The sequence below is a fragment of the Mucilaginibacter aquatilis genome (genome assembly GCF_009755275.1).
Taxonomy (GTDB): domain Bacteria; phylum Bacteroidota; class Bacteroidia; order Sphingobacteriales; family Sphingobacteriaceae; genus Mucilaginibacter; species Mucilaginibacter aquatilis.
Window position 1 is genome coordinate 176,881 of the sequence record NZ_WQLA01000004.1, and the last position, 26,858, is coordinate 203,738.

Here is a 26,858-nt window from a genome sequence, read left to right on the forward strand (position 1 = left end):
ATGGGCATCGGAAGCTTTTTTAGAAATCAGCTCTCACAGGTAATAGAATGGAACAATCAGCAGCCGGATATGCTGGTTTGGAAATTTCCATCTGAAAAAGATGAGATTAAAAATGCCAGTAAACTGATTATATCTCCCGGGCAGGGTGCTATTTTGGTTTACGAAGGTAAAGTCACCGACAATTTGTCCACCGAAGGTATTTATGATCTCGAAACCGATAATCATCCGTTCATAACAACGTTATTGAAATTGCGTACCAACTTTGAAAGTGAGCATAAATTAAAGATCTGGTTTTATCGTACGGCCGAAAATGTTAATCAGGGCTGGGGAACAGCGCAAATGATAAAGTACATGGATCCGGTTTATAAAATTCCGGTAGAATTGGGTGCTAATGGTACCTTCTCGTTTCGTATATCAAACCCGCTTTATTTGTTTTCAAACGTTGTTGGCGCAAAAGACACATTTACTATTTTAGAAGCCCGACTGTTGCTACAAAGCCGTTTCCCCGAAAGCTTATCGGCAGTTTTAGCTCAAAGTGGTGTGTCTTATCAGCAAATTGATGCGCAACTACCAGTACTTTCAGCTAGTATTAAAGCACAACTGAATGCCGAACTTGACAAACTTGGCTTTGAGTTAACTGACTTTAAATTAAACGGGACCATTTTTGATGACGCAACAAAAGAGCGCATAGGTAAGGTAGCCAACATTACTGCTGAAGCCATGGCTGCAGGCGAAGGAGGTTTAACTTACGTAGAAATGGAAAAGTTGAAGGCCCTACGTGATGCCGCACGTAATGAAGGCGGCTTAGCAGGTGCTGGTTTACAACTTGGTGTAGGTATGGATTTAGGTAAAACGTTTAACACAGCTAAAGATGAACATCTTAACGCTCAATCAACAGATGTGGTATCTAAGTTAAAGCAATTGAAGCTACTGCTTGACGAAGGTATTATTACCCAGGAAGAGTTTGACAACAAGAAAAAAGAATGGCTGGATAAGCTTTAATTAAATACCATGAAAACATTGATAGGAATACTTGCTGCCCTTATTACACTTGCATTTGTTGGCTTGCTGATTTTACGTGTATGGGATATTAAGATTTTGAGCTTTGAAACAATTGCAAGAAGTAGCATTACACTGGCAATATTAGGCGTTACTTCCCTAGTATTGATTGTTGTGTATGGTGCTTTTTTGAAAAATACCAACCGAAATTATAACAATAAAGTAGGCAACCGTGCCCATCCAAAAGCTTAATTGCAGGCTAAGCGTACTTTATGCTTATTTAACCAACTTTAAATCATCCATTTTGATGTAGCCTGAGGTTTCCTTTCCGGCTTTGTTCGTAAAATACACATAAAGCCATTCATTTTTGCTGGCCGCTATGCGGTCCATATCAAGTGTAACCTTATCGCCTTTCAACACATAAGCCTTAAGCTTAGTGGTCGCATTCGGCTTTTTATAAAAATATGCTTTTGCGGCTGTTACCAAATAGTCGCCCGCTACAGCATTGGTAAACTTTATATACAAGCCGTTGAAATCTTCGGTCAAATGGTCGGTGGCACAATCAGAAAACTTTGCATTTAACTTGTTGCCTATCATAGCCAGTGTAACTTTGCAGTCAGGATCATTTTCAACGCTTTGCAAGGTGCAGGTGTTGTTCTTAAGTATTCCCGTGCCTGCATAGTAACCCATTTGACCGTTATGTGTATTCCACCAGGTAAAAATCTCTGCATTTACCTTACTTCCTGTTTTATCAAATGAAATTACGCTGTATGCGCCGTTCGCTATTTTCCTTTGGTACGTTCCGATTTGAGCACATACTGCTCCGGAAAAAATTATAGCCAGTAATAAAAGCGAAGTTGCTTTTATCTTAATAATTTGCGGTATACCCAAAAGTGTGTTCATTCAACAATATTAACTTTTAGCCATAAAACATTTTAAACAACATTTGTTTGTAGAGCAAGAAGATATTAGCTGTAACGTTTAGGATTTTAAAATAATTAAAGCCCATCATAATGCCGTCTAACAAGGTAAATCATAAAAATTGGTACTTCTCAAAAAGTAAATCAAGCTACCTTTTATGCGTTTTACTGACCTTTACGTTTTTGCTTGTAACGTCTCCATCCTATTCGATACAAAACAATCTATATAATTCGGCTGACCAGGTACCTAACCCTAAAACTAATGGCAGTGGCTATATCAGCGATCCTCAAAGTTTGATTGAACCAAGCGAAACTGACAGTTTGAACCGGTTACTTACAATACTGGACAAGAAACTAGGTGTTGAAGCATCTGTGGTTATCATAAACAATTTTGATGAGCAGGCTGATGACTTCAAATTTGCTACGGAGCTGTTTCGAAAATGGGGTATTGGCAAAAGGCAGGCAAACAATGGTCTTTTACTATTCATAGCAACCAACACCAGGCAATACCGTTTTATAACGGGATATGGCCTGGAGGGTTTACTACCGGATGAAATGTTATCAAAAATTGGAAGCCGCACATTGGTCCCGGCATTCAAGGCCGAAAAATACGGCAAAGGTGTATTGAGTTCAATGGAAGTGATTAGCGCCTATTTACAACAGCCAGCAAATAAGAAAGAACTGGATTTGCTATTGCAAAAGCGGAGCGTTAACGATGATGGCGTTTCTACAAAGTTCATTGCATTTTTCACTATTCTTTCATTGACTATTGCTGCAGGCTTACAATTAAACAAGGTAAAAGCTAAAATCCCTAAAAACCGCATTCATACTGTAAACCTGTATTCTGACATCGCTGTTTGGTTTGGAGTATCCATAACAATTATAACATTGCTGTTTTTGTTAATTGTTTTTGTAACCGGTCACATTGGTGATCTGTTCAAGGTATTTACAGATTCTATTCTAACAATAGGAATAATAATATGCATGCTTTATATACTTTTTGCGCACTTAGGCGTGCTAAACAAAATGCGCAGAGGTTATGTAGACGATGTTAATTTTTTACAACAAAGCCAGGCTTTTTACCGTAAGGCGTGGTGGCAAATTATACTGTCGCCCCTATCAATTATTTGGTTGCTTATACAGTACTACAAAGACACGCAAATTGGCAAACGCGTACAGCCACTTGTTGATGATAATGGCCAGCCAATGCAGCGGCTAAACCGCGATGAAGAAAAAAAGGCTTCAACTCACTTATCTGCCGGTCAGTTAAAGGAAGAGCAATTAGGCAGCATGGTTTACGACATATGGCTGCAAAAAGATAGAAAAACAGTAAAACTAGTAACCAACCACGGCTACTGTTATGATGACTTTGAGCCTTGCCCTAACTGTAGTTTCAGAACTTTTTCTAAACCACTTGAAATTACCGAACAAAGGGCCACTTACACACGTGCTGGAAAAGCAAAACGTGTACGCTTATGCCGTAACTGCAACTATGAGCATTTTATTGAGTTTATTACATTGCCGATGCTGGTAAAATCGTCTAGTAGTTCGTTATCATCCAGCTCCGGCAGCAGTAGTAGTTCCTCCTCATCAGGAAGTAGCTGGGGAGGCGGCAGCACGGGCGGAGGCGGCGCAGGAGGAAGCTGGTAATGTGTTTACGGACTTTTTATGTACGCATCCTCATCGAATCTAATACCTTCTACTATCAGTGTATATTAACGCTCTTTGTAGATATTAAATTTTTCAAAGGGAACTTTTCCAAAGTTTTTCACCGTTTCTATTTTTGATTCAACCTTTTCAGGTTCGGTGGCACGAAAGTATTCATGACCGTCTTTATGCAATAACCAATTTTTTGCGGCCGGATTGTATTTAAAAGTTATAATGCGCGTCCAGCGTTGGCCTGATCCCCCGTAATGCTCAACCGAAAAGTAGCCGTTTTTTATAGTTATGCCGGTAAAGGGATCACCCATTTGACCGCCGCAGTCAACACAGTATACTGCGTTATCGCTACGGTTTGCAATCTTGTAAGTTTTATTGGCCTGCCCTAGTAATATAAGTAACGGCCTCTTTTCCGGATTGTCAATAACGTTCGATGTCTTTTCTTCGCCTTTTTTGTACAGCACCATAACAGCATCAGTGTAAGCATCGCGGTTAAGATCACCTTTGGTAATATCAAGTACTTCGTATCCTTTAGTTACAAACTGCTTCATATTTGCCGGAACGTTAACTGACAGCTTTGGTGTTTGGGCTATGACTTGCAAGCCTGATGCTAACATCAATAACGATAAAGAAATTTGTAAGCGCATTTAAGTGATGTATAATTTTTAATATTTTTTTAGTATAAACAGCAGTCAAACAAAATGTTTTTAACCGCTAAGCAACTATCCTGCAAACTATCATCTGTTCAACGTTGTTGAGTGCATAAATCAACACAACAACCTCATGTCATTAAAAAGCCTGGCAAAAACACGCTGGAAAATTGAACCTGAACGCGTTATCATATACCCAACCGGTGTATTTTACATTTTCGTACCAATAATGGCCATTTTAGGTATTGGCCTTTTATACATGTATACCAGTACTCAAAATGTTTCCATAAGCCAATCAATGCCCATTGTGTTACTCATACTGCTTATAGTAGTACTGTTTTGGGGTGCCGCCAACACTTATATTGAATTTGATAACCGACAGGCCCGCATGCGCAAAATGTTTATGGGATTTATACCTACCAAAAATATTCCGTTTGCACAGCTGCATGGCATTGATGTGGTAAGCGGCATTACTACGGGCAGCTACAATTACAGTTTGTTCCGTAAAAATTCAAGATACGGTAAAGGCATTGTCGTTTCATCGGCTTATACTAAAAACGACGACCCTAACGCTATAGCTTTTGTGGAAGAGGCTGTACCAATAATACACGGCTATCTGGAAAAATACGATAGCCCCGCCGACTTTGTTACCGAACCAATTACGTCTTACAAATACTTTGAGCTTAAAGGGAGTGTGTACGCTGTGAAAAGCAATAAAATTGGAGCATTGATAACAGGCATAATTTTGATTGGTATAGGCATATGGCTGTTTACAATACCTGCCGATAGCCTCATAGCTATACTCTTTTGCATTGGCCTGTTGTTTTTATTTGGCCTGGTGTTTATCAATGCAGCCTTTACACAGTTTTTATTTGACCCTCAAAACGGAACGGTGAAGCGTACAGGCCTGTTTAGCTTTTTACACAAAGAGTACAGCTTTGTAAACTATGCCGGCATACAAACCATACGTCACACGGTGAATTTGATTTATGTGCGAACATCGGTAAACCTCATATTCGTTCTTCCTGAAAAGAATAATAAGGAAGTTCCGCTTACCGTTGCTTCACTATTCCGCGAAAAAAGCATTGATCGTTTTATTAAAGAGTTTTACAGCATAATGAACACAACGGCAAACAATAATATAAAGTAATAAAGCCGGCAGTCAAGTACTTCGTCCCATTAGCATCATTATGAGAGACCCAACTTTATCCTATATCGGGAAAGTTGGGTTTCTCGTTTTATTCCCCCCTTATTAAAGCTTCAAGCCTTTCTTGGAAATGCGCCGGACTAATTTATCGGGGAACAAAGCACAAAAATTTAAAACCCAAAGCTAAGTTTATTTGGATTTATTCTAAATAAACTTAGCTTTGTAAAAAAATGCCACACAGGATCTGACCCTGTGTGGCTGGCCGGAGAACCCGGCTTACTCTTAACGTTGAATTAAAAGTAATGCAAGTTAAAAATTTTCTGCTAATTGGTGCAGCCTGCACCGCCGCGCTCTCTTTAAATGCGGCAACACTAAACAACTTACACAAAACCAACAATGTTGCGTATGTAAACACTCTACATGTTATCTTGAATGACGACGATCAGCAAACCGGTACAATTCGAGGTCGTATTACTACTTCTGATGGTACAGTTGCACCGATGGTATCTGTTACACTGAAAGGCACCCGCTTTGGTGCCATTACCGACGAAGACGGACAATACCAGATTAAACGGGTACCCGAAGGTGATTACACTATTGTGGTTACAGCCGTTGGTCTTTACCCTAAAGAAAAAAATGTACATGTAAACGGCAAAAGCACCGTTATTGCCGATTTCTCGCTAAATGAAAACCGCTCGGAGTTGGCCGAGGTACAGGTAAAAACTGTAAAAAAGAAATACAAGGTTGAACGTCCCTCCTCTTCGTTAAGGTTACAATCGCCTCTTATAGAGGTGCCTCAAAATATACAGGTTGTTACCAGCCAGTTAATGGCCGATCAGCAAGTGTTTGACATTGTTGATGGTATAACCCGCAACGTAAGCGGTGCCACCCGCGTTGGCCACTGGGATGCCCAATACGCAAACATTTTTATGCGTGGCACCAATATTCCGGCATTCCGTAACGGTATGAACCAAAAAATGCCTTGGGGACCGCTTGCTGACGATGCTGCTACCATTGACCGTATTGAGTTTGTAAAAGGCCCATCAGGTTTTATGATGGCCAACGGCGAACCGGGAGGTATATACAACATCGTTACTAAAAAGCCTACTGGCCAAAACCGCAGTTCGGTTAGCCTTAGCGGAGGTGGTTACAACCTTGGCCGTGGCGCGGTTGATATTGATGGAAAATTATCACGTGATGGAAAACTATTGTTTCGCCTCAATTTAGCTGCGCAAACCAAGGGCAGTTATAACAAATACAACTACACTGATAAGTACGTTATTGCCCCGGTAATTAGCTATCAAATTGACAGCAACACCCTAGTAACGGCCGAGTACACCACACAGCATGTAGAAGCACAAGCTTTAGGCTCATACGGATTTTCACCGAAGGGTTTTGCCGATACCGACCCTAGCTTCTTTTTGGGCGATCCTTCGCTAGACCCGGTGAAGCTAAATGACCACAACGTTACTTTTTATTTAAGGCATAAACTTAATAAGGACTGGACACTTAACGGCCAGGCAAATTATGTACGATATGGCATGTTTGGCGGTTCACCATGGCCATCGTCAATTGCGCCTAACGGTGACATGCGCAGGTACTTGAATATCAGTGAAGAGCTTGCCATAAATAAGAACGCACAGTTAAGCGTAATGGGCGATTTGGTTACAGGTAAAGTAATACACCGCATATTAACGGGTATTGATATGGGTAACCTTAAAACCTGGGGCGATTTTTCGAGCACCATGCTTGCCGATCTTCAATTAACTGACAACCGAACCTTCAATATTTATAATCCTGAATACGGCATTCCCACTAAAAACATTCCTTTTTTCGATAGATCGAGAAGTTTGCAGGTAAGATCTGGCTCAAACACATACGCAACCAATCTTACTTATACCGGTGCTTATTTACAGGATGAAATTCGCATGCTTGACGAAAAGTTGCGCTTAACCCTTGCCGGTCGTTTCACTCATTCGGTAACTGTAGGCAAAACCAACAGCCAGCAAATATCTGATAATGTTTTCACGCCAAGATTTGGTTTGAGCTACTCAATCACTAATGATTTTAGTGCTTACACTTTGTATGATCAAAGCTATTTACCTGTAGCCAATACAAATAATTTTACTGGCACTCCTTTCAGGGCAATTAGAGGAAGTAACGTAGAATTAGGTTTGAAGAAAGATTGGTTTGAGGGTAGATGGAATACAACATTTGCAATTTATCAAATCACTAAAAGTAATGTGCTTGCTACCGACTTTGATAACATTGGTATAAATCCAAACGCACAAATTCAACTTGGTAAAATAAGATCAAAAGGTATTGAACTTGATATTAATGGGGAATTGACTAAAAGCTTGAATTTAGTATTGAATTATGCCTATACCGATGCAAAGGTACTTGAAGATACCCGTCCGGTATTGGTAGGCAACCGCGTGCCTAACTCAGCAAAACATATAACAAACGGCTGGTTGTCATATCGTGTTGATGATGAAAATTCAATATTCAAAGGTTTTGGTCTATCAGGTGGTTACCAGATTCAACTGGGCAGAAATGCAGGATCGACAACTTCTCCAATGAAACTACCTGCCTACTATCGCTTTGACGCCGGAGCATCTTATGAAAAAGGAAGAATTACAATTTCTGCACTTGTAAACAATTTACTCGACCGTCGTTTGCTAACTCAAGGCTCATATACCAAACTGGCTCAGGAAACTGCAACTGCTGTTTCTTACTATACTTACATCTACGAGTATCCAAGAAACGGCAGAATAACTATTGCTTACCGTTTTAAATAATCACCAATCTAACACTACGCAATGATGACCGCTAACAAGTCCATAAACGCAAAGAAGCATAAAGATTCGGTATTTAAACGGATTAACAACTGGCTGCATTTGTGGCTGGGCCTTATATCGGGCATCATTGTGTTTATTGTATGTGTAAACGCCTGTATTTGGGTGTTTAATGAAGAAATTACCGGTTTGCTTGAACCTCAAACTAAAGTTGAATGGCAGGACAAACCGGTACTTAAGCCTTCTGAATTAACTGAAATAGCATCCCGTCTTTACCCCGGTAAGGTTCCCTCCTATGCAAATTACCAGCAAGGCAGGGCAATTAATTTAAGCTTACGCCTTGCCGATGCCAAACCAAAAGAAAGAAGAAGTGGCAACACCGTATTGAAAATAAACCCCTACACGGGAGAGGTATTGGCACGGGAAGAACACAAAAAAGGTGAAACAGATTTTTTCAGATTTATTTTAAATGGGCATCGTTTTTTGTGGCTGCCTGTAGAAATCGGTCGCCCCGTTGTAAACTATGCAACGCTAATTTTTGTAGTAATTTTAATAACGGGCCTCATTTGGTGGTATCCCAAAAAATGGAATAAAACTACACGCGAAAAGAGCTTCACCATAAAATGGAATGCATCGTTTAAGCGGCTCAATCTTGACTTGCACAACGTATTAGGCTTTTATGCCATGATATTCCTTGCTTGTATTGCCCTAACCGGCATGGTGTATGGCATTAAATGGTACAGCGAAAGCGTTTATTGGGTAACATCAGGCGGTGAAAAGCTGGCTGAATACAAGCGTATGCAGTCTGACTCATTGCAACAAGGAAAATTTTATACCACCGGCCAGGCCATGGATTTAGCATGGAGCAAGGTAATATCAAGGCATCCTAAGTCAATGGGCTTTTATTACAGCTTTGCTGATGCCAGCCAACCCAAGGCAGCTATTGATATTACAGTTTACCCAAATAGAGGTCAATTCTATAATAGCAGGGGGTACTCGTTTGACCAACATACGCTAAAAGAGTTTATCAGAGAAGACGCCTACTCTGTACCTTATGAGCAAGCTTCATTCGGGCAAAAATTACGCAAAATGAACTATGATATTCATGTCGGCAGCATTTTGGGATTTCCGGGTAAAGTACTTGCTTTTTTTGCATCGCTGATTGGTGCCAGCTTACCAGTCACCGGATTTTTGGTTTGGTATAATCGCAAGTTCAAAAAGAAAGGTGACAAAAAGCCAAAGCGTAAAAGCTCAAGTGAAATGCAAGAGCGTAACTTTAAACCATCCCATACAAGTAAGGTTTCGGAAGCAATGCTGGCAAGCAGTTCAACATCTTTATGAAGATGGTTTGTTCCAATTTATAAAGTGGCCGACAGTTTGGTGAAATGTTATTTTACAAACCCGCGACTCACAATGCGTAAGCTTTACTGTTACAAGTACACACGGCAGTTACATTAGTAATTAAAGTGGATAATTGAATTATTAATTTGTACAGTTTAAATTAAATGAAGCAAGTTTTTTGGATCCTGCTTGCAGGCCTTTTCAGCGGTATCAGCCATTGCGTTACAGCTCAGCCAAGTCATCCCACTGTTGATGGACCGTATATTTTTTACAAAGGCGACTATGGCTATGCCAAGCGGATTGAAAAAAAAGGTAAAAAGTTAAAGCTTAAAATTGACAGCTTTAAAGTAAGTGACAGGGCTGACACGAAGTTTAGGGTAGATGTAGATGGTTACCCCGACTGGAGTTTTACAGTTAAGCTTAAAAAAAAGATATCACCACGGTCGGCAAGTTTTTCGGGTTCAGAACCTATGCTTTTTCTGTCGGACATAGAAGGTGAATTTACCGCATTCCGTGAAATTTTATTGGCCAACAATGTTATCGACTCTAACTATAACTGGTTATTTGGCAAAGGCCGTCTTGTAATTGCGGGCGATTTGTTTGATCGTGGTAAACAGGTAACACCCTACTTGTGGCTGCTTTACAAATTAGAAGATGATGCAAGGGCTAAAGGTGGTGATGTAAACGTGATATTAGGTAATCATGACATTATGAACTTTAAAGGCGATTACCGTTACGTGCAGCCTTTATACTGGGCTAACGCTAAGCTTATGCATGAATCATACAGCGATTTGCACAACGCCGATACCGAGCTTGGTAGATGGTTGAGAAGTAAGAATATAATTGAGAAGATTGGCGATATGCTGGTTATGCACGGAGGTATGTCTGCCGATGCCCTTGAGCAAAAACTAACAGTAGACGAAATAAACAACGCATCGCGGCCTTATCTTGATAAATCCTCTAAAGTAACTCCTGATATCTTGAAGTCTTTTCTAGGAAATCAAGGCGTATTTTGGTACAGGGGTTACTTCACAAAGTCAAGGGCAAGTATGCAAACTGTTGATGCCACATTAAAGCAATATAAAGTAAAATACATTGTTGTTGGCCATACCATAATTAAACAAAATATTGGCTTGTATTACGGTGGAAAAGTGGTAGGGCTTGACGTTAATGAGCATAAAGGCGATAGGGCCGCTGCACTTTACACTAAAGGTAAATGGTATGTTTTAGATGCATCGGGCAATAAAAAGGAGCTGATTTACAATGAAGATAATGATACAATTAAAACTGAGGACATAGACTAAATGCATATAGCCTATGTCCCTTGTTTTTCGTAGTTAATACGAGATAGTAATCTTTAATTCTCTATTTCTTTACAAAAGTGTACTTGCTTAACACTTTCATTTGCGGCCTGTCTTTTCCGTTTACAGGTTGTACGGCTAATTTATAGTCGCCCCAGCGATGACCGGCTGCCCAGTAAGTACCGTTAACTCCGTTTGCCTGTATATATTTCAAAAAATTATCTAGAGTAACCAGCCAGCGTTCATCATCATCGGGCGCGCCGTACTCACCTATGAAGCCTTTAAGTTTATTTTTTTTAAGCCAGTTTACAAATGGCTGCGCACGTTCCACACCGGTTTGAGGGGTTGCCTTTTCATCTTCGTAGCTTACTTTGTAAGTGCCCGATCCATCATTATCAAAATACAGGTGTGCTTCAAATACCAGATTATTAGCTGGGTCTTTTAGGTTTTTGAGGTGGTCGCTTCCGTTTTGCCATTTGGCTGCCGAACTCCAATTATCGCCGCCAACAACTATAGGATGCTTCTTGTCTACCGTACGTATTTGAGTGATGATAGCTTGTGCTATATTAAACCAGGCGGTACTATCGGGCATATCATGAGGCTCGTTCATAATACCGTAGCCCCATATATTTTTTTTGTCTTTTAATTTTACAGCCAGCTTTTTCCAGGCATCGGCTACCATAGCTATGCTTATACCATTGGTATTAATTAAAGTAAGCTCCTTGCCAACCATACGGCGGCAATAATTGTGCATATCGGGTACCACCAGCATGCCTTTTTTAGCGGCTACATCAATCACCTGCACCAGTTTATTTACCTGGAATGTGTCTAACTCACCATTCAATTGCGGCTGTAACCGTTCCCACAAAAATGGAAGCCTGATTAGCCTGAAACCTTTTGACTTTAAATACTCAACATCGTTAGCGGTAGGGTAATCGTAATCTTTCTCATAAGTGCCCGGTATCTGCCCAAAATCGGCTCCTGCCAAATTCACACCAAATGGCGCAGGTCCCGCTTTTAACGCCTTTAGTGATTGTGCACTTACAGATACGAAACATGCGCAGGCAAGCAATGCTGTACAAACTATTCTCATAAGTTGGTATAATGGTTAAACGTGGCTCAAAATAAATGAGCCTGCATTAGTAAACGTCTCAAAAGTACACTTACCTGTTTGCGGGTTGTAATACTTTTTTAACCGAGGTTTATCTTTAACTGTTATTATATCACAATTATATAAAATGGTTAATACATTTAAAGCTCCAATTCCAAGCTTAAACATGCGATTAATTATACTATTACTTGTCCTATCATTTTACCAGTTATCGGCTACCAGCCAAACACTCAAGGTAAGTGCCAATAAACGATATTTGGTTGACGCAAAAGGTAAACCTTTTTTTTGGATGGGAGATACTGCCTGGGAATTATTCCACAAGCTGAGCGACGCTGAAGCCGACCATTACCTCGAAACCCGAGCCAAACAAGGGTTTACAATTATACAGGCCGTAATTATTTCTGAAGATAGCGGCTTAACCAAACCTGATGTTTACGGTCATTTACCTTTTACCAGCCTGTCACCTCTAAAACCTAACAATGCCTTTTTTAAACATATCGATCACGTAATTAACAAGGCTGCATCGCTCGGGTTACACATGGCTATGCTGCCTACATGGGCCGATAAGGTGCCATCAAACCGCATAAGTAAAGACTCAGTTATTTTTAATGAAAGCAACGCATCAGCCTATGGTGAATTTTTAGCCCGGCGTTACGCTAAAAAGCCAATAATTTGGGTATTGGGTGGCGACAGGGCTATAAATGACGCAACTACTTATAATATATGGAAAGCTATGGCAGCAGGCTTGAAAAAAGGCGATAACAGGCAGTTAATCACTTATCATCCCGCAGGTGAAAGTTCGTCGTCGCGTTGGTTTCAAAATGATAAGTGGATTGATTTTAACACTTACCAAAGTGGCCACGCCCACCACTTTATGCCGGTTTACAAGTTTGCACAAGCCGATTATAAAAAGAAACCTGTAAAACCATTTTTAGACGCCGAGCCTGCCTATGAAGACATCCCTGTTGAATTTTGGGCGTTTATGAAGTTAGACCAACAGCAAAGCGTACCCACTGCCATATTAACTAAAGACAATTTGCTGGCAGATAAATCCCATTTTAAAAAAGGTTTTTTTACCGACTACGATGTTCGTGTACACGCCTACTGGAATCTTTTATCGGGAGCATGTGGTTACACTTACGGCCATAACGCCGTTTGGCAAATGTTTAAAAAAGGTGGCAGTTTTGTAATACCCACCCTTACCGACTGGAATGAAGCATTGAACAGCCCCGGAGCCCGGCAGATCAAAAACTTAAACAAACTGTTTGCAAACCGCTTTTACAATTTGATTCCGGATACAGAACTATTAAAAGGAAAGAACGCTGCTGACAGCACCTACATAGCTGCGGCATCCAACAGCAAACATACTTTAGCTATTGTTTATATGGCACTGGGGCAATCAACCGTGATTGACCTTAAACAGCTGAAATCTTCTTTAAAGGCTTACTGGTATGACCCACGGCTTGGGAAAAAATCATATATAAATACTTTCAAACATGCAAGTCTTCAACGTTTCACTCCCCCAACGGCAGGACCAGGTAATGACTGGGTGCTGCTGTTAGAAAGTAAGTTGTAAATGCCTCTGCAAAACCCCGAATTTTATTTGAACCCGGGATAGTGCTTGCGGATAAGCTTAATATCGTTTGGCGACAACTTGCTTAAACTTACAGGTTTGTCTTGCGCGCGGGTTTGCTTTTGATTAATAGTGCCCAAAATGCTCCAGTTGCGGGTAAGTGTGTCAGGCTCTTTAATTTTGCCATCGTATTTTGTAAAATCAATCACCTGCCATGGGCTTTTAGTTTGCCAGTTGCGTAACAGCGCAAGGCGGAAAGATTTATTCATCAACCATTTTATTTCCATTGGTTTGTCCGAACCTCCAATACCGCTTCCGCGTTGGACGAACTGATAATTAAAATTATTGGTTTTATAAGCTTTGCGCCAGGTAAGGCCAAACTCTCCCATAGTAATAAATTGTGTTTGCGGCCATCGTTTTTTAATTTGGTGTAACCATTCGGTTAAACCGCTCACCGGTATATCAAGCGATACTTCCCAGTTCACCGTCACCCAACCAAACTTGTTAAGCTTAAAGCCTTCATCAAAATGTGCTGCCGTGGTGTGTATCATTTCTCTAACACCGGTAGTTTCACCATACTTACCTAATGTTTCGATAGGCCCTACGCCAAGCCGGCTATTAAAGCCGTCGGCATAACCTTCACGCCTAGCGGCTAAAAAATCCATTGTCCAACCGTCAAGGTTTACGCAATCGATCAAGTCGGTTTTGGATTGTGCCGGCTTACAAAAGTGGTCAACAGACGGGTAATATGGGTAAACTACCGAACCTTCGCCATCCTGATTATCGATTGCGTACTGGCTCCATATATTTCCCTGACATACATGAATGTTTTCGGTTGTGGCCAAGTATTTTTGGTTAGCTGCGGCCAGGAAACCGGCAACTACACATTTTGGACGGTAATTATTCCCTACGATGGCCGACACCTTAGCCAACCCGTCGTGCAAATCTTTATTTACCTGGCTGCGGGTATTGTGTGCGTTTGAAAAATATGCTCCCGGTATAAATGTTACTTCATCGCCATACTGCTTATGGTATTTCGTTACCAGCATTTTAATTGCCACGTAATTGGCTGTGGTATCATGCAAAGCCAGCCAGCTTAATGCCCATGTAATACGCGCGCCCGGGAAGCCATCTTCTATCGCCTTACGAAAGGCTATTACCCGTTGAGGCGTGTGCAGGCTACGTTCATCCTCGCCCAGGTTAAGGGTACGGGTTGCCTCTATTTGGTTAACCCTTATAATGGCGTTAAAAGTAAGAAAGCGGTTGCCGTTGAGCACACCGCTGTAAGGTTTAGGTTGAGCAATAGTAACAGCTGCGCCAAATACAAAGCTCAGTAATAAATAAATTGGTTTCATAATTAAAGCAGCATGTTGTTATTAGTATGTTTTTAAATCAGTTTTATCGCCAATGGATTTAAGCACGTTAGCAACCCCATCCATATTTATCTTCAGGCCGGTTTCTGCATCAGGATGAGTGTCCTCGTTAATGATACCTATCGGACCTTTGTAATTGCTTTTTAGCACCATCTTCATCAGCTGGTATTCGGTATCGCCCTCGCCAACAGGCACTACCTTTGCAGGATCAACGCCTTTAAGGCCCGAAATATTTAGCGTTAGCAAATGCGGTAATATTTTTGGATAAAACTTTGAGAATCTTGAAGCCTGTTCTTCGGCATGGTGGAAATTGTATACCATGCCCACACTACGCATTTTCAACTTGTTGATAATGGCCAACTGATTTTCAGGTTCGCCATACCAGCCTCCATGATTATACAAACCAACCTGGCAGCCAATTTTTGCAGCTTGCTCAGCAATATACTTTACCGGTTTGCTAAGCGTATCTACCTTTTGCTGCTGTGTCATTTTTTCCATATCAACGCCAATCATCATGAGCCAAATTTGCGTTTTAACTTTATTGCGCTTCAGCACATCAAGTATAATTTTTAAGTTGGTGTCGCGTTGCGGGTTAGGTCCAGACATGTACCAGAATGCCTGTAACTTAATGTGATGTTTTTTAAGCGCTTTCAGTTCATCATCAAAATAAGGAATATGCTTTTCACGCCAGTCGTACGCCATTTTAGTTATGCCTAGGTGGTTAAGCATTTGTGCACGTTCTTCGGCGTTACGATTCTTTACATCATAAGGCACAATGCACCAGGCTACCAAATTGCTCTTTGCAAAAACACCTTTTTTTGATGGCACCTTAGTTGTAAAAGCAACCGTAGCAACTGTTAGCGCACAAACAATCATCAAGGTATAAAACTGGTATCTTTTCATAGTTGAAATGGTTAAGGTAAAGCGTAGGCCACGTAGGTGTCGCCGGTCGGTCCGCCCAGCTTGCCACCGCCTGTAGCAGGTATCACAATGTATTGCTTGCCATTAACAGCATAAGTACTTGGCGAAGCGTATCCACCGTAAGGAAGCTTCACTTCCCACATTATTTTACCTGTGTTTTTATCAAATGCTCTGAACTTTTCATCACGCGTTGCTCCAATAAAAATTAAGCCACCCTTAGTAACAAGGTTGCCGCCGAAATTTTCGGTACCGGTTATTGGCATACCTTTTTTTGTAAGCTCAGGATATTCTCCCAACGGTACTTTCCACTTAATTTTACCGGTGGTAAGGTCAACCGCATTTAGTGTACCCCATGGCGGTGCAGTGGCCGGGTAACCATCTGCATCTAAAAATTTATTATATCCTAACGAACGGAACTCAGGCTTACCTTTAACTGCCACCGATGCCGAAGTACTTTTTTTATTGAGCAAAAACTCAACGATGTCTTTTCTATCTTTTTCCTCTATTTGCGGAAATGCAGGCATAGCTCCGCGGCCGTTTTTAAGTATATTTACAATATCAGCTTCTTTATATTTTTTATCGAGCTGGGTCAACGCCGGGGCAGCACCCTGCCCTTCGCGGTTAGCACCGTGGCAGCTTGGGCAACCCATTTTCAAAAACACAGCGTTACCTGCACTCATCGGCTCGCCCTTGTTGCCACATTGTTTACCGGCGTCATTAATATCTTTCATTTTAATGAGCCAGGCCAGTTCGTTAGCATTTATGTAAAGCATATTCTCCTGCGGATCATATGACCCACCACCCCACTCCGCTCCACCATGTATGCCATAGTATAAAATTCCCTTTTTTGATGGCGGCAAATACCAGCCGGTTTCTGATTCGGCAATAATCTTCTTTGCAGTGTTATGTGCCTCAGGTGTGCGGTTAGTAACATCATCAGCGGTAACCACCTGCTTTGTGAATGATTGCGGCCATAATACTTTAGGTTGCGTTGGATAAGAATACTCGCCCGGTAATGTTGATTGCGGCACAGGCGTTTCAACTACATTTGACAGCAGTTTACCCGTTAATCGGTCGAACAGTAAAATATTACCTGTTTTGGTAAGCTGCATAACGCCTCTGACCCGTTTGCCGTCCACGTTAAGTGTGACTAATGTTGGCGCACACGGCATATCCAAATCCCACAAATCATGATGAATGGCCTGATAATGCCATACACGCTTACCAGTATTGGCGTTTACGGCAACTATACTGTTACCATATAATTGCGCGCCCCTATTATCGGCCCGGTAAAAATCATCTTTTGGTTGTCCTGTAGGGAAATAAACCATTCCGGTTTCTTTGTCAACCGTAATGCCTCCCCAGGAGTTAATGCCCGCTCCATCTTTCCAAAAATTTTTATTGCCCCAGGTTTCGTAACCATGTTCGCCCGGCTGGGGTATAGTATTAAACTTCCATAAGCGCTTGCCGGTATGCACATCAAATGCGCTAACGTTGGCCGGGGCACTCCAGCTTAATGCGCCTACAATAACCATGTTTTTATAAATGGCTGGTGCTCCCGGAGAAGTTATAGCCATTTTATCGGGTGAGCGTACTAAACCTTTGTTCAGGTCAATACGACCTTCGTCTCCAAAAGCTTTATCGGCATAGCCGGTATACATATCAACCTTGTAAAGGAAACTGCCTGCTGTGTAAAACAGGAAAGCATCATTGCCCGAACGCCAGTAAACAACACCTCTATTGAGGCCACCAAGTTTTTCGCCTTTGCGCGACGGGTCAAAACGCCAGAGCATTTTACCGTTTGTTCCATCTACGGCAAAAAGAGTTTGCGAAGGCGTTGTTACAAACATAATTCCGCCAACAATTAACGGATTACACTGCACGTTGCCATCATTGTTACCCGACTTAAAAATCCAGGCTACCTTAAGGTTTTTAACGTTGGTGGCGTTAATTTGATCAAGCGTTGAGTATTTGGTTTGACCTGCGTCGCCCCCTGGGTTTGACCAGTCAACCGTGTTCTTATACAGCTCTATCCTGTCGCAACTGGCAAACAACACAATTAGCCATAGCAATGCACCAAACCTTAACAAAGGATTATGCCTAAAATTACTATGTTTACCGCTATTCATAATGTTAAATACTTACAGGCTCGGCCGTTCCGTTAAGCTTTTTGTTGCTATCAACCATAGCTGCTATAGCCTCAACAGTTTTTGATGATCGCAATTGATCTTCAGGCGTATTCATCACGTAATCAACCAACTTGTTAACAGTTGATGTGGCTACATGCTGGCGCGTATCTGAAGATGCGTAATAAATAAATACAGTTCCGTCTTCGTCAACTATCCACCCGTTGCTAAACAGTACGTTCGACACATCGCCAATTCGTTCCTCGCCTTCCGGTGCCATAAAATAACCTGCCGGTTTATGAACTACCTTGGTGATGTCATGCAAATCGGTCATAAACATATAAAGCACATATCTTAAGCCGGCTGCAGTGTTACGTACACCATGTGCAAGATGCAACCAACCATGCTCAGTTTTAATTGGCGCCGGACCTAAACCATTTTTGGCTTCGTAAACGGTGTGATATACTTTTCTGTCGATCACAATTTCCTGCTCTACTACGGCCTCTTCAATTGAACTGCTTAGCCCGAAGCCTATACCGCCACCCTTTCCGGCTTCAATAAAGCTATCTTGCGGGCGGGTATAAAATGCATATTTACCATCCACAAACTCGGGATGTAAAACAACGTTGCGTTGCTGAGGCGATGGCGTTTTAAGATCGGCAAGTCTTTCCCAGCTTCTTAAATCTTTGGTACGGGCAATTCCACATTGTGCTATAGCGGCAGACTGATCGCCTTCATGTGCTGATTGATCACGCCTTTCAGTACAAAATAAGCCGTAAATCCAACCGTCTTCGTGTTTTACCACACGCATATCATATACGTTGGTATCAGGCATTTCATTCTCGGGCATTTCAACCGGGTAGTCCCAAAACTTAAAGCCATCAATACCGTTATCGCTTTCGGCCACTGCAAAAAACGATTTACGGTCCAACCCTTCCACTCTGGCCACTACCAGGTATTTACCATCTACCTTAATAGCACCTGCGTTAAAAATGGCATTAATACCGCAACGCTCCATTAAGTACGGATTGCTTGTTGGATTAAAGTCATACCGCCATTCAAGCGGCGCATGCTCGGCGGTAAGTATAGGGTACTCATAACGGTCAAATATTCCGTTAGATGACGTTTTCTTTAAATTCCTTCTGTCAATAAGCAACGTGTGCTCACGCTCAAGGGTGTCAAGTCTGCTTTTAAAACTTGTATTCATGTGATCTATCACTTTAATAAGGTTAATCTTCGAGTTTATCCCACCAGGTTTTTTTGAGAATGCTTAGCACCACTATCAAAATACCGATGGTTACTATTAGGGGCAGTTTCATCCATAAAACTGCATACATAGGCAAAATGGTTAAGCAACATTGCGATATGATGCCCAGCACTACGTTGAACATATCGAGCCCAAACCGTTTGTTAGGTTCAAAGCCAGGAGTATCGGCAACAACCAGTTGATGCACCGGCTGCCAAAATCCCCAGGGCTTAACAGTGCTGTAAAATTTCTTTAAAATTGCTTCGTCAGTTGCCGGTGCCGTGTAGGTGCCAACTATGCAACCAGTTACCGATATTGCAAACAATAAAGGCCAAACATAAAGCGGCAGTATGCCATCAAAAATAAAAGGGAACACCAACGCTGCTACAATACCCGATGCCATTCCCCAGAAAAAGCCATTGGCATTAAACCTCCACCAGTACCATTTAAGCATGTTGGCGGCTATATACCCTCCATATAAAGCACCTACCAGCCATTGCAAAATACTGTTGACGTCTTTGGCAAAAAAGCCCAGCAAAACCCCTACAAATACCACCACAACTCCAACAATATAATTGAGGGTAATAATTTTTTTGTTCGGAGCATCGGGGTTTACATACTTGAGGTATATATCGTTAACTATGTAGGCTTGGGCAGCATTGAGCGTGCCCGAAAATGTTCCCATAAATGCGCCCAACAAGCCGGTGAGTACCAAGCCTAATATGCCAACAGGTAAAAAGGTGTTGATAGCGGCAGGCAATATGCGTTCAAAATCGGCCGTGCCGTTTACTTTGATGTTGATTTGATTGTAATAAAGTAAAGCCAGCACCGTAAGACCAATGACCATAGAGTACCTGATGGGCAGCAATACAATTGAAACAAAGCCGGTCATTTTCGAAGCATCCTTAGGGCTGCTTGTAGATAGTACTTTTTGCATATCGTAGCTTGGCGGCGGACCAGCAAGGCTTGCAAAAACACCTTTAAACAGCATCATCATGAAAAAGATACCGAACAGGCTAAAACCATCTTCTTTTATCTTACGGTTTGCATCGGCTATAATGTTGCTCCAATCCAAATCAAGCCTCCAGCCGAAAAACGGGTTCTGCCAATCGGCTGGTACGTTTAATTGACGGCCGTTTAAATGTGTGAATGCTATAATGGCTATAGCAACACACCCTACCGTCATAATAATGTACTTGATCACATCGCCCACTACGATACTGTGCATTCCTCCCAGAATGGAGTAAAACATAGCAAATAAGGTAAAAATGATACCGTAGAAATGAGCTACATACTGTGCCGGAACCTCAAATGGGATATAACCTTTTACCAGATTCCACGGTACAAAAATCTCAATGAATTTGCCAAGGCCAACAAAGCCATAAGCCAAAAATCCCAGACAGCTGATAAGTGCAAACGCTACAATGATGTTGTGAGATGCTTTAACGCCTTTACCGCTTACCCCAAAACGGGTAGCCAGCCACTCGGCGCCTGTGTTTGCACCCGACCGGCGCAACCATTTAGCCAAAAACATCATATTAAATACCTGGTTAAAAACGGGCCAAAGCCAGGGTATCCAAATGCTTTTTAACCCATACACAAAACACAGGGAAATCATCCACATGGTGCCGCTAATGTCAAACATGTCTGATGCATCACTCAATCCAAGCATGTACCATGGTAGTTTTTTACCTCCCATCAGGTAGCTTTCTTTGTTTTGGCGGGCTTTATTTTTGTAAAACCAGCCAATCATCACCATCATAACCAGGTAGAAAATGATGATGCTTATATCTATTGCCTGTAACTTCATTAGGGGCTTAAGGATGTATTATTTAATTATTTAGAGAATTGTAATGAAAGTACCAATGTGCTTATAATTGATTGTGCAATGAAAACCAACTTCAATTGTATTAAAAACAAACTAAATGAAAGGTATACTGCTTGCAACCGCAACAATTTTGCTTAGAAATACATACTTACTTTACTCAGGTTTATATGATGTAAAATTGCTTAAAGCTGCTAATTAGTACTAATACTTTTTTAGCCAAACACGGCTATTTTTTACATTAATTTTTGCAATGGCATAACTTTAAAATACATTTAACCTATAAACCTGAATATATTTTTCATTTACTGCCATGCAAAACCTGCACAAAAATGTTTTTAAGGAGATTACTCCTTTAACGCCTTTTGATTGCTTCACCATTTTTTCGAGGGTGAAAAAGGAGTTCAATTTCCCGCTGCATTATCATGATGAATATGAACTGAACCTGATACTGAATGCCAAAGGCGCTAAGCGTATTGTAGGCGACCACATTGAGGTAATAGATGACCTTGAACTGGTACTCATTGGTCCAAACACGCCCCATGTATGGCTTACCCACCAATGCACTACTGAAATAACAGAAGTAACCATACAATGGCATAAGGACCTTTTTGATGAGAAGTTTTTAACGCGTAACCAGTTAAGCTTTATCAAAAAAATGTTTGATATGAGCGCTCGCGGTGTATCATTCCCTCAAAAAACTATTGAAGCAGTGCGCGACCGTATTTTAACATTAAGCCAGCGCAGCGGCTTTGATTCGGTAATGGATCTGATTAGCCTTTTGCATGATTTATCAACTTCACGGAAGATTTTTTCGCTTTCGGACACGTCGTTTTTAAACAGCAAAAATTTCAGTTATAACAGTCGCCGGCTCGAAAAAGCTTTTGAGTTTATGAACACCAATTACCATAATCAGATATCACTTAACGATGTGGCCAAACTTGTAAACATGACAGACGAATCATTTAGCCGCTTTATTAAAAAACGAACTGGTAACACTTTCATTAACAGCTTAAATGAAATAAGGCTGGGCCATGCATCGCGCATGCTGATTGATACCACACACTCGGTTACCGAAATATCTTACCAGTGCGGCTTCAATAATATGTCGAACTTTAACCGTTTGTTTAAAAAGAAAAAGGGCTGTACCCCTAAGGAGTTTCGTGAAAACTTCTCAGGGGTGAGGGTATTTGTTTAAATTATAATTGAATATCAAACCTGTAACTGCCAGACTGTAGCTGCATTGAATACAAACCGGCCGACGACTGATTGATTTTTACCCCTGATGCTGGTGATTTTGATTTAATGTTAGTCGCCTTCACTTCTAAAACAGCATTACTATTGGCCGGAACAGTTACATCGTAGGATACTTTGTTACCTTTTTTCTTCCATGATGATACAATGTCTCCGTAAGGACCTGTATGGGTTGCGCTGAATTGGGTTAAGCCGTTTACAAAATTTGGTTTTAGGATCACGGTTTTAAATCCGGGAGCGTTAGCATCAGGGAATATGCCGCCTAAGGCTTTGTAGTACCAGGCACTTATTTCGCCGAACATAATATGGTTTAAGGATATGTCTGAACTGCCTTCTATCTTCCAGTTTTCGTACAAGGTGGTTGCTCCGTTCTTAATCCACCATCCCCATGACGGATACTTTTCGTTAGAGGCTAGTTTATAAGCTAAATCGGTATATCCATTTTCACTAAGTGCGTTTAAGATGGTTTTCGAACCTAACAAGCCAACATCCAGTCCCCCATCTGCCTGCACTCGCAATGCAAGGTTTTTCGCAACCTTAGCTTTGTCGCCATCTGGAACCAAACCCCAGTAGAGCGGCGCGCTTAACTCGGTTTGATAGCCTGAACAATACGAGCCGGTAGATTGGTTATAGAATTTTTTGTTGACGCTGTTCTTTATCTTATCTGCAAGTGCGTGGTATTTTTCATGATCAGACTGTTTGCCTAAAACCTTCGCAGCTTTGGCTAATATACCCGCATCAATGAAATAATAAATCGAGGATGTTAACTCTTTATTGGATTGTGATTTAATAGGAATCCAATCGCCCAGCCCCCAGTCAGTCAACCCGGCCGGGCTCAGGCTTTCAATATGGTCAACGTATCTTTTTAACCCTTCGTAGTTTTGCTCTAACGGACGTTTATCACCATAAAACAAATACAAATTCCACGGTATAATAGCTATGGTACTTGTCCAGTCGGGGCCGTTAGCCCAATCATAACCCCACATGGCCGTGGGTATTATGGCCGGTAGTACGCCATTAGGCTGCTGTTCGTCACGATGATCGGCCAGCCATTTTTCATAGATGGTTTTACCGTCAAAATTATATAGACCAGTTTCCACAGCTATATGTGCGTCACCAGTCCAGCCGTTCTTTTCACGTTGAGGGCAGTCGGTTGGATAACCAAAAAAGTTAGATAGATATGAGTTGTTAGTTGCCTGCCATATTTTATTAAGCAAAGTGCTTGATGATTGTATTTTACCCACGGCAGGCACATCGCTATGCATGAAATAGGCTATCATGCTCTCTTTAGTTAAACTTACAGGTTCACTTGATACAACTTCAACATACTGGAACCCTTTGTAATTGAACGTTGCCCGGAACGTGTCTTCTTTTTTACCCGAAAGGATTAGAATATCCTGATGAAAAGGGTCTTTATCATCCGTTGGCCGGTAATGGTAATCAATATTTGACTGATCAACATGTCCATCAGGTTTTAAACGTTCGCCATGTATTAATCTCAACGTGGTACCAGCGCTGCCTTTAACTTTTATCTGGCTTACGCCGGCCATGTTGTGGCCAAAATCAAACACGTAAGATCCTGTATTCAGTTTTTTTAGGCCTACCGGTTTAAGCGCCTGCACATCCCTGATGGGATACAATTGCTGAGCGACAATATTTTTTGATGGCGCCGAAGTATATATTGCATTTTTCCAGGCGGTGTCGATAAAAGACGCAGTATTCCAGCCGTTTTGCTCCAGCCTGGCATCGTAATGTTCTGCCGTGTAAATACTATTGAATATGAGCGGCCCGTGCGATGTTTTCCACGTGTTATCAGTAGATATAATCTCTTTGGTACCATCGGCGTAAGTTATATGCACATCCATACAAAACTTCGGCCGGGCGCGCCACGGCGTTTTATCAAAAAACCATACCGCCGTAGATTGATGATTGTACCAGCCATTTCCTAACAACACCCCTAAGGCATTCTGACCGTTGTTTAACATGGCGGTTACATCGTGCGTGATGTAAAGGTTGCGCCTGTCGAAACGTGTAAACATTGGATCAAGGCGATGGTTGCCCACCTTTTTGCCGTTAAGGTAAAGTTCATACAAACCGGCGGCTACAATGTAGGCTCTTGCACTTTTTACTGGTTTGGTAAGTTTAAACGCTTTGCGAAAGTATCCCGCAGGTTTTTCATTTACGTTAATTCCGTCGGTGATCCATGCGCCTCTCCAGTCGGCGCTGCTCATCAACGCGGTTTCAAAGTTTGATACAACAGACGTTGCAGAAGTCCCTGCGTTATTCTTAACCGTTACCTGCCAATAGTAGCGAGTAAAAGATTGCAATAAACCCGAGGGTACGACGGCAAGCATATCATCCCTATTGATACTGCCCGACTGCCAAACATTGCCTTTACCTGCCGATACTGCTACTGAGTCGGTACCAACCACAATATTGTATGACACCTGCTGAGCACCAGCCGTACAACCCAACAAGTTCCAGGTTAAACGCGGCTGTTGCACGTCAATACCTAATGGGCTGGTCAGGCTTTCACACTGTAAATGCGCTGGTTTGCACTGCGCAAAACCTACATTTGATGCACCCAGAAACGACACAACTACGGCGATAACACTAATCCACTTCATTTATTTTACGGTATAATTTACGTTTTCAGTTACGCCCTTCCAATCATCCGTGCGAAAAGGCATTAGCGGAAACCCCTCTTTATTATAAACATTAGCATCTAAGGCATCATCGGCCCAAGCATAACGCACAGCAACCGGGTTGCTAACATTAGCGTTAGCTAATATAATTTTACATTCTTTTAAAATTGCTTTGGCGTAATAAAATTTTTGATCGGCACCTGCTATTTCAAACCCTTTTATATAGCCATACTTATCTTTTACCCACAAGCCGCCGTCATCATCGTTAAAGCTAACAACCACCTCCCCGCTTTTAACCTCCATGCTTTTGTATGATGGCCCTTTAAAAGCAACATTTTGACCGTACGACTGGTTTAAGGCAATAGCTGCCAGCCGCTTGCCTACATCCTGCTTGTTTTTTGGGTGAATATCATTTGTTTCGCCTACATCAATGGTAACAGCCAGGCCAGTGTTGGGTAGTTTTAACGCCTGCATTTGCGCCTCGCGCAGTTCTGCCCATTGGCTGCCAATACGGCTATCACCACCGGAGGCTTTCCAGCTGGAAATTTGAACTACGTAAAAAGGGAAATTGCCTTGCTGCCAGTTTTTGCGCCAGTCCTTAATGAGTAAAGGCAAGGCCGCCCGATACTGGTAAGCCCTTTGCGCATTGTTTTCGCCTTGGTACCAAAGCACACCTTTAATACGATAATGAACCAGCGGATTAATCATGCCATTGTACAGCAAGCTTGGGAACAAGTTGGGATCTGCCGCGTTGCTGCTACCCTTCCACAATGATTCTATTTGAAATTTCCATTTACCGGCCAGGTTGATGGTGTCCTCTCCTACTAAAAGTTTAATATCATCGGGCTTACCGGTTATTCCGCCGCCACCGCCTGCATCTTCTACCCGTACGGCTATGGTATTTAAACCTTCTTTAAGCATGCCTGGGTTTATTGGGTATACACGTTGCGTGTTGTAACCATCTTTAATGCCCCCCACTTTAACACCGTTTAAGTAAGTGATGTCGGCATCGTCAATCATACCTAAATGCAGTTCGGCAAGCTTGCCTGCATTTTTACGGCTGATGCTAAATGTGGTACGTAACCAGGCGGTTCCGTCAAAGTTTTCTACCGATTGTTCCCAAAACGCAGGGACCGGGCTTTCAGTCCACTTCGAGTCGTCAAAATCAGCGTTGCGCCAAACCGAAGCCGTAGCCGAGTCTTTAGGTAAAGTTCCCTGAAGGCGGTTGATAGTTTTCGTTAGCTGTACTTTTCGTTCCTTAATGATCACATCAAGATTAGCCGCAGGCGGAAGCGATTGCGCCATAGCTTTAAAAATTTCGCTGTTCTCCAAAGCAGGACGGCTTATCCAAGGTTCAATGTCTGTTCCACCCCAACTTGCATTAATCAAGCCAATAGGCACCTTAAGCTTTTTATACAACTCGCGTGCATAAAAATAACCTACGGCTGTAAAATCGGCTACATTTTCGGGTGTTGCGCTTTTCCAACTGCCGCCTGTAAAATCATCCTGTGGTTGCTTGGCAATGGCGTTGGGTATTTTAAAATGACGTATTTGCGGGTAATCGGCCTCGCGTATTTCCCTGCTGGCATTATTGCTTCCGCGCACAGAAAATTCCATGTTTGATTGACCGGAACATACCCAAACTTCGCCCAGTAAAACATCACTAACGGTTATTACATTGGCACCCTTTATGGTAAGCACAAATGGTCCACCTGCGGGTTCAGCACCTAAAATGATTTTCCATTTGCCATCATTACCGGTAATCGTTACTTTCTTCTGCTTTTTAAAACTTACTGTAATCTTCTCTCCCTTATTTGCCCACCCCCAAAGACTGATGGGCTTGTTGCGCTGCAATACCATACCATCGCTGTAAAGCTTTGGTAAAGTTACATTGGCACTTATCGCCGATGAGAAAATGCACAAAGCAAGCAGTAATAAAAATCTGTTTATCATTCCGGGTTGCCAACTATGG

At 41.9% G+C, this 26,858-nt stretch carries 19 protein-coding genes; 9 read left to right on the top strand and 10 right to left on the bottom strand.

Going from position 1 to position 26,858, the window contains the following annotated elements; translation table 11 throughout:
* Positions 1-1,002, top strand: coding sequence for an SPFH domain-containing protein (locus GO816_RS11630; protein WP_157542104.1), 1,002 nt, complete (start codon positions 1-3; stop codon positions 1,000-1,002).
* Positions 1,003-1,011: 9 nt separating this feature from the next.
* Complete coding sequence (locus tag GO816_RS11635; protein WP_157542105.1) at positions 1,012-1,251, top strand: hypothetical protein; 240 nt, start codon at positions 1,012-1,014, stop codon at positions 1,249-1,251.
* A gap of 24 nt (positions 1,252-1,275) precedes the next feature.
* Here GO816_RS11635 and GO816_RS11640 read toward each other — a convergent pair whose 3' ends face one another.
* Positions 1,276-1,902, bottom strand: a complete 627-nt coding sequence (locus GO816_RS11640; protein WP_157542106.1) for a hypothetical protein — start codon at positions 1,900-1,902, stop codon at positions 1,276-1,278.
* Between the two features lie 110 nt (positions 1,903-2,012).
* Here GO816_RS11640 and GO816_RS11645 point away from each other — a divergent pair, with 110 nt between their 5' ends.
* Complete coding sequence (locus GO816_RS11645; protein WP_157542107.1) at positions 2,013-3,569, top strand: TPM domain-containing protein; 1,557 nt, start codon at positions 2,013-2,015, stop codon at positions 3,567-3,569.
* A 65-nt stretch (positions 3,570-3,634) separates the two neighbouring features.
* Here the strand turns inward: GO816_RS11645 and GO816_RS11650 are convergent, their stop codons facing one another.
* The gene (locus GO816_RS11650) at positions 3,635-4,225 is read right to left on the bottom strand and encodes a hypothetical protein (protein WP_157542108.1); all 591 of its coding nucleotides are present in this window, start codon (positions 4,223-4,225) and stop codon (positions 3,635-3,637) included.
* A 136-nt stretch (positions 4,226-4,361) separates the two neighbouring features.
* Here GO816_RS11650 and GO816_RS11655 point away from each other — a divergent pair, with 136 nt between their 5' ends.
* The 4 genes from GO816_RS11655 (at position 4,362) to GO816_RS11670 (ending at position 10,815) form a co-directional block, all read left to right on the top strand.
* A complete protein-coding gene (locus GO816_RS11655; RefSeq protein WP_232336560.1) occupies positions 4,362-5,378 on the top strand; it encodes a hypothetical protein in 1,017 nt (338 codons plus the stop codon).
* Positions 5,379-5,677: 299 nt separating this feature from the next.
* Entirely contained in the window at positions 5,678-8,173 is a 2,496-nt protein-coding gene (locus GO816_RS11660) for a TonB-dependent receptor (RefSeq protein WP_157542109.1), read from the top strand.
* A 21-nt stretch (positions 8,174-8,194) separates the two neighbouring features.
* Positions 8,195-9,511 (top strand): PepSY-associated TM helix domain-containing protein, encoded by a 1,317-nt coding sequence (locus GO816_RS11665; protein ID WP_157542110.1) that lies wholly within the window; start codon positions 8,195-8,197, stop codon positions 9,509-9,511.
* A 164-nt stretch (positions 9,512-9,675) separates the two neighbouring features.
* Positions 9,676-10,815, top strand: a complete 1,140-nt coding sequence (locus GO816_RS11670) for a metallophosphoesterase (protein WP_157542111.1) — start codon at positions 9,676-9,678, stop codon at positions 10,813-10,815.
* A 61-nt stretch (positions 10,816-10,876) separates the two neighbouring features.
* On the opposite strand, the gene GO816_RS11675 is transcribed toward GO816_RS11670, so the two are convergent.
* The gene (locus GO816_RS11675; protein ID WP_157542112.1) at positions 10,877-11,905 is read right to left on the bottom strand and encodes a glycoside hydrolase family 5 protein; all 1,029 of its coding nucleotides are present in this window, start codon (positions 11,903-11,905) and stop codon (positions 10,877-10,879) included.
* 145 nt (positions 11,906-12,050) lie between these two features.
* Here GO816_RS11675 and GO816_RS11680 point away from each other — a divergent pair, with 145 nt between their 5' ends.
* The gene (locus tag GO816_RS11680; protein WP_157542113.1) at positions 12,051-13,499 is read left to right on the top strand and encodes a glycoside hydrolase family 140 protein; all 1,449 of its coding nucleotides are present in this window, start codon (positions 12,051-12,053) and stop codon (positions 13,497-13,499) included.
* Between the two features lie 23 nt (positions 13,500-13,522).
* Here GO816_RS11680 and GO816_RS11685 read toward each other — a convergent pair whose 3' ends face one another.
* The 5 genes from GO816_RS11685 to GO816_RS11705 are packed head-to-tail and all read right to left on the bottom strand — an operon-like array spanning position 13,523 to position 20,972.
* A complete protein-coding gene (locus tag GO816_RS11685) occupies positions 13,523-14,851 on the bottom strand; it encodes a DUF3863 domain-containing protein (RefSeq protein ID WP_157542114.1) in 1,329 nt (442 codons plus the stop codon).
* A gap of 21 nt (positions 14,852-14,872) precedes the next feature.
* A complete protein-coding gene (locus GO816_RS11690; protein ID WP_198171504.1) occupies positions 14,873-15,772 on the bottom strand; it encodes an apurinic/apyrimidinic endonuclease family protein in 900 nt (299 codons plus the stop codon).
* Positions 15,773-15,783: 11 nt separating this feature from the next.
* Positions 15,784-17,919: an outer membrane protein assembly factor BamB family protein gene (locus GO816_RS11695; protein WP_157542115.1), complete on the bottom strand. Its 2,136-nt coding sequence runs from the start codon at positions 17,917-17,919 to the stop codon at positions 15,784-15,786.
* Between the two features lie 4 nt (positions 17,920-17,923).
* Entirely contained in the window at positions 17,924-19,123 is a 1,200-nt protein-coding gene (locus tag GO816_RS11700; RefSeq protein ID WP_157542116.1) for a glycoside hydrolase family 130 protein, read from the bottom strand.
* Between the two features lie 22 nt (positions 19,124-19,145).
* A complete protein-coding gene (locus GO816_RS11705; protein ID WP_157542117.1) occupies positions 19,146-20,972 on the bottom strand; it encodes a sodium:solute symporter family protein in 1,827 nt (608 codons plus the stop codon).
* A 328-nt stretch (positions 20,973-21,300) separates the two neighbouring features.
* On the opposite strand from GO816_RS11705, the gene GO816_RS11710 reads away from it, so the two are divergent.
* Positions 21,301-22,185, top strand: a complete 885-nt coding sequence (locus GO816_RS11710) for an AraC family transcriptional regulator (protein WP_157542118.1) — start codon at positions 21,301-21,303, stop codon at positions 22,183-22,185.
* A gap of 1 nt (position 22,186) precedes the next feature.
* On the opposite strand, the gene GO816_RS11715 is transcribed toward GO816_RS11710, so the two are convergent.
* Together GO816_RS11715 and GO816_RS11720 are read right to left on the bottom strand one after the other, a co-directional pair.
* Complete coding sequence (locus GO816_RS11715; protein WP_157542119.1) at positions 22,187-24,868, bottom strand: alpha-L-rhamnosidase; 2,682 nt, start codon at positions 24,866-24,868, stop codon at positions 22,187-22,189.
* On the bottom strand, positions 24,869-26,839 hold the full coding sequence (locus GO816_RS11720; protein WP_157542120.1) for a sialate O-acetylesterase: 1,971 nt from the start codon (positions 26,837-26,839) through the stop codon (positions 24,869-24,871).
* Positions 26,840-26,858 lie beyond the last annotated feature (19 nt).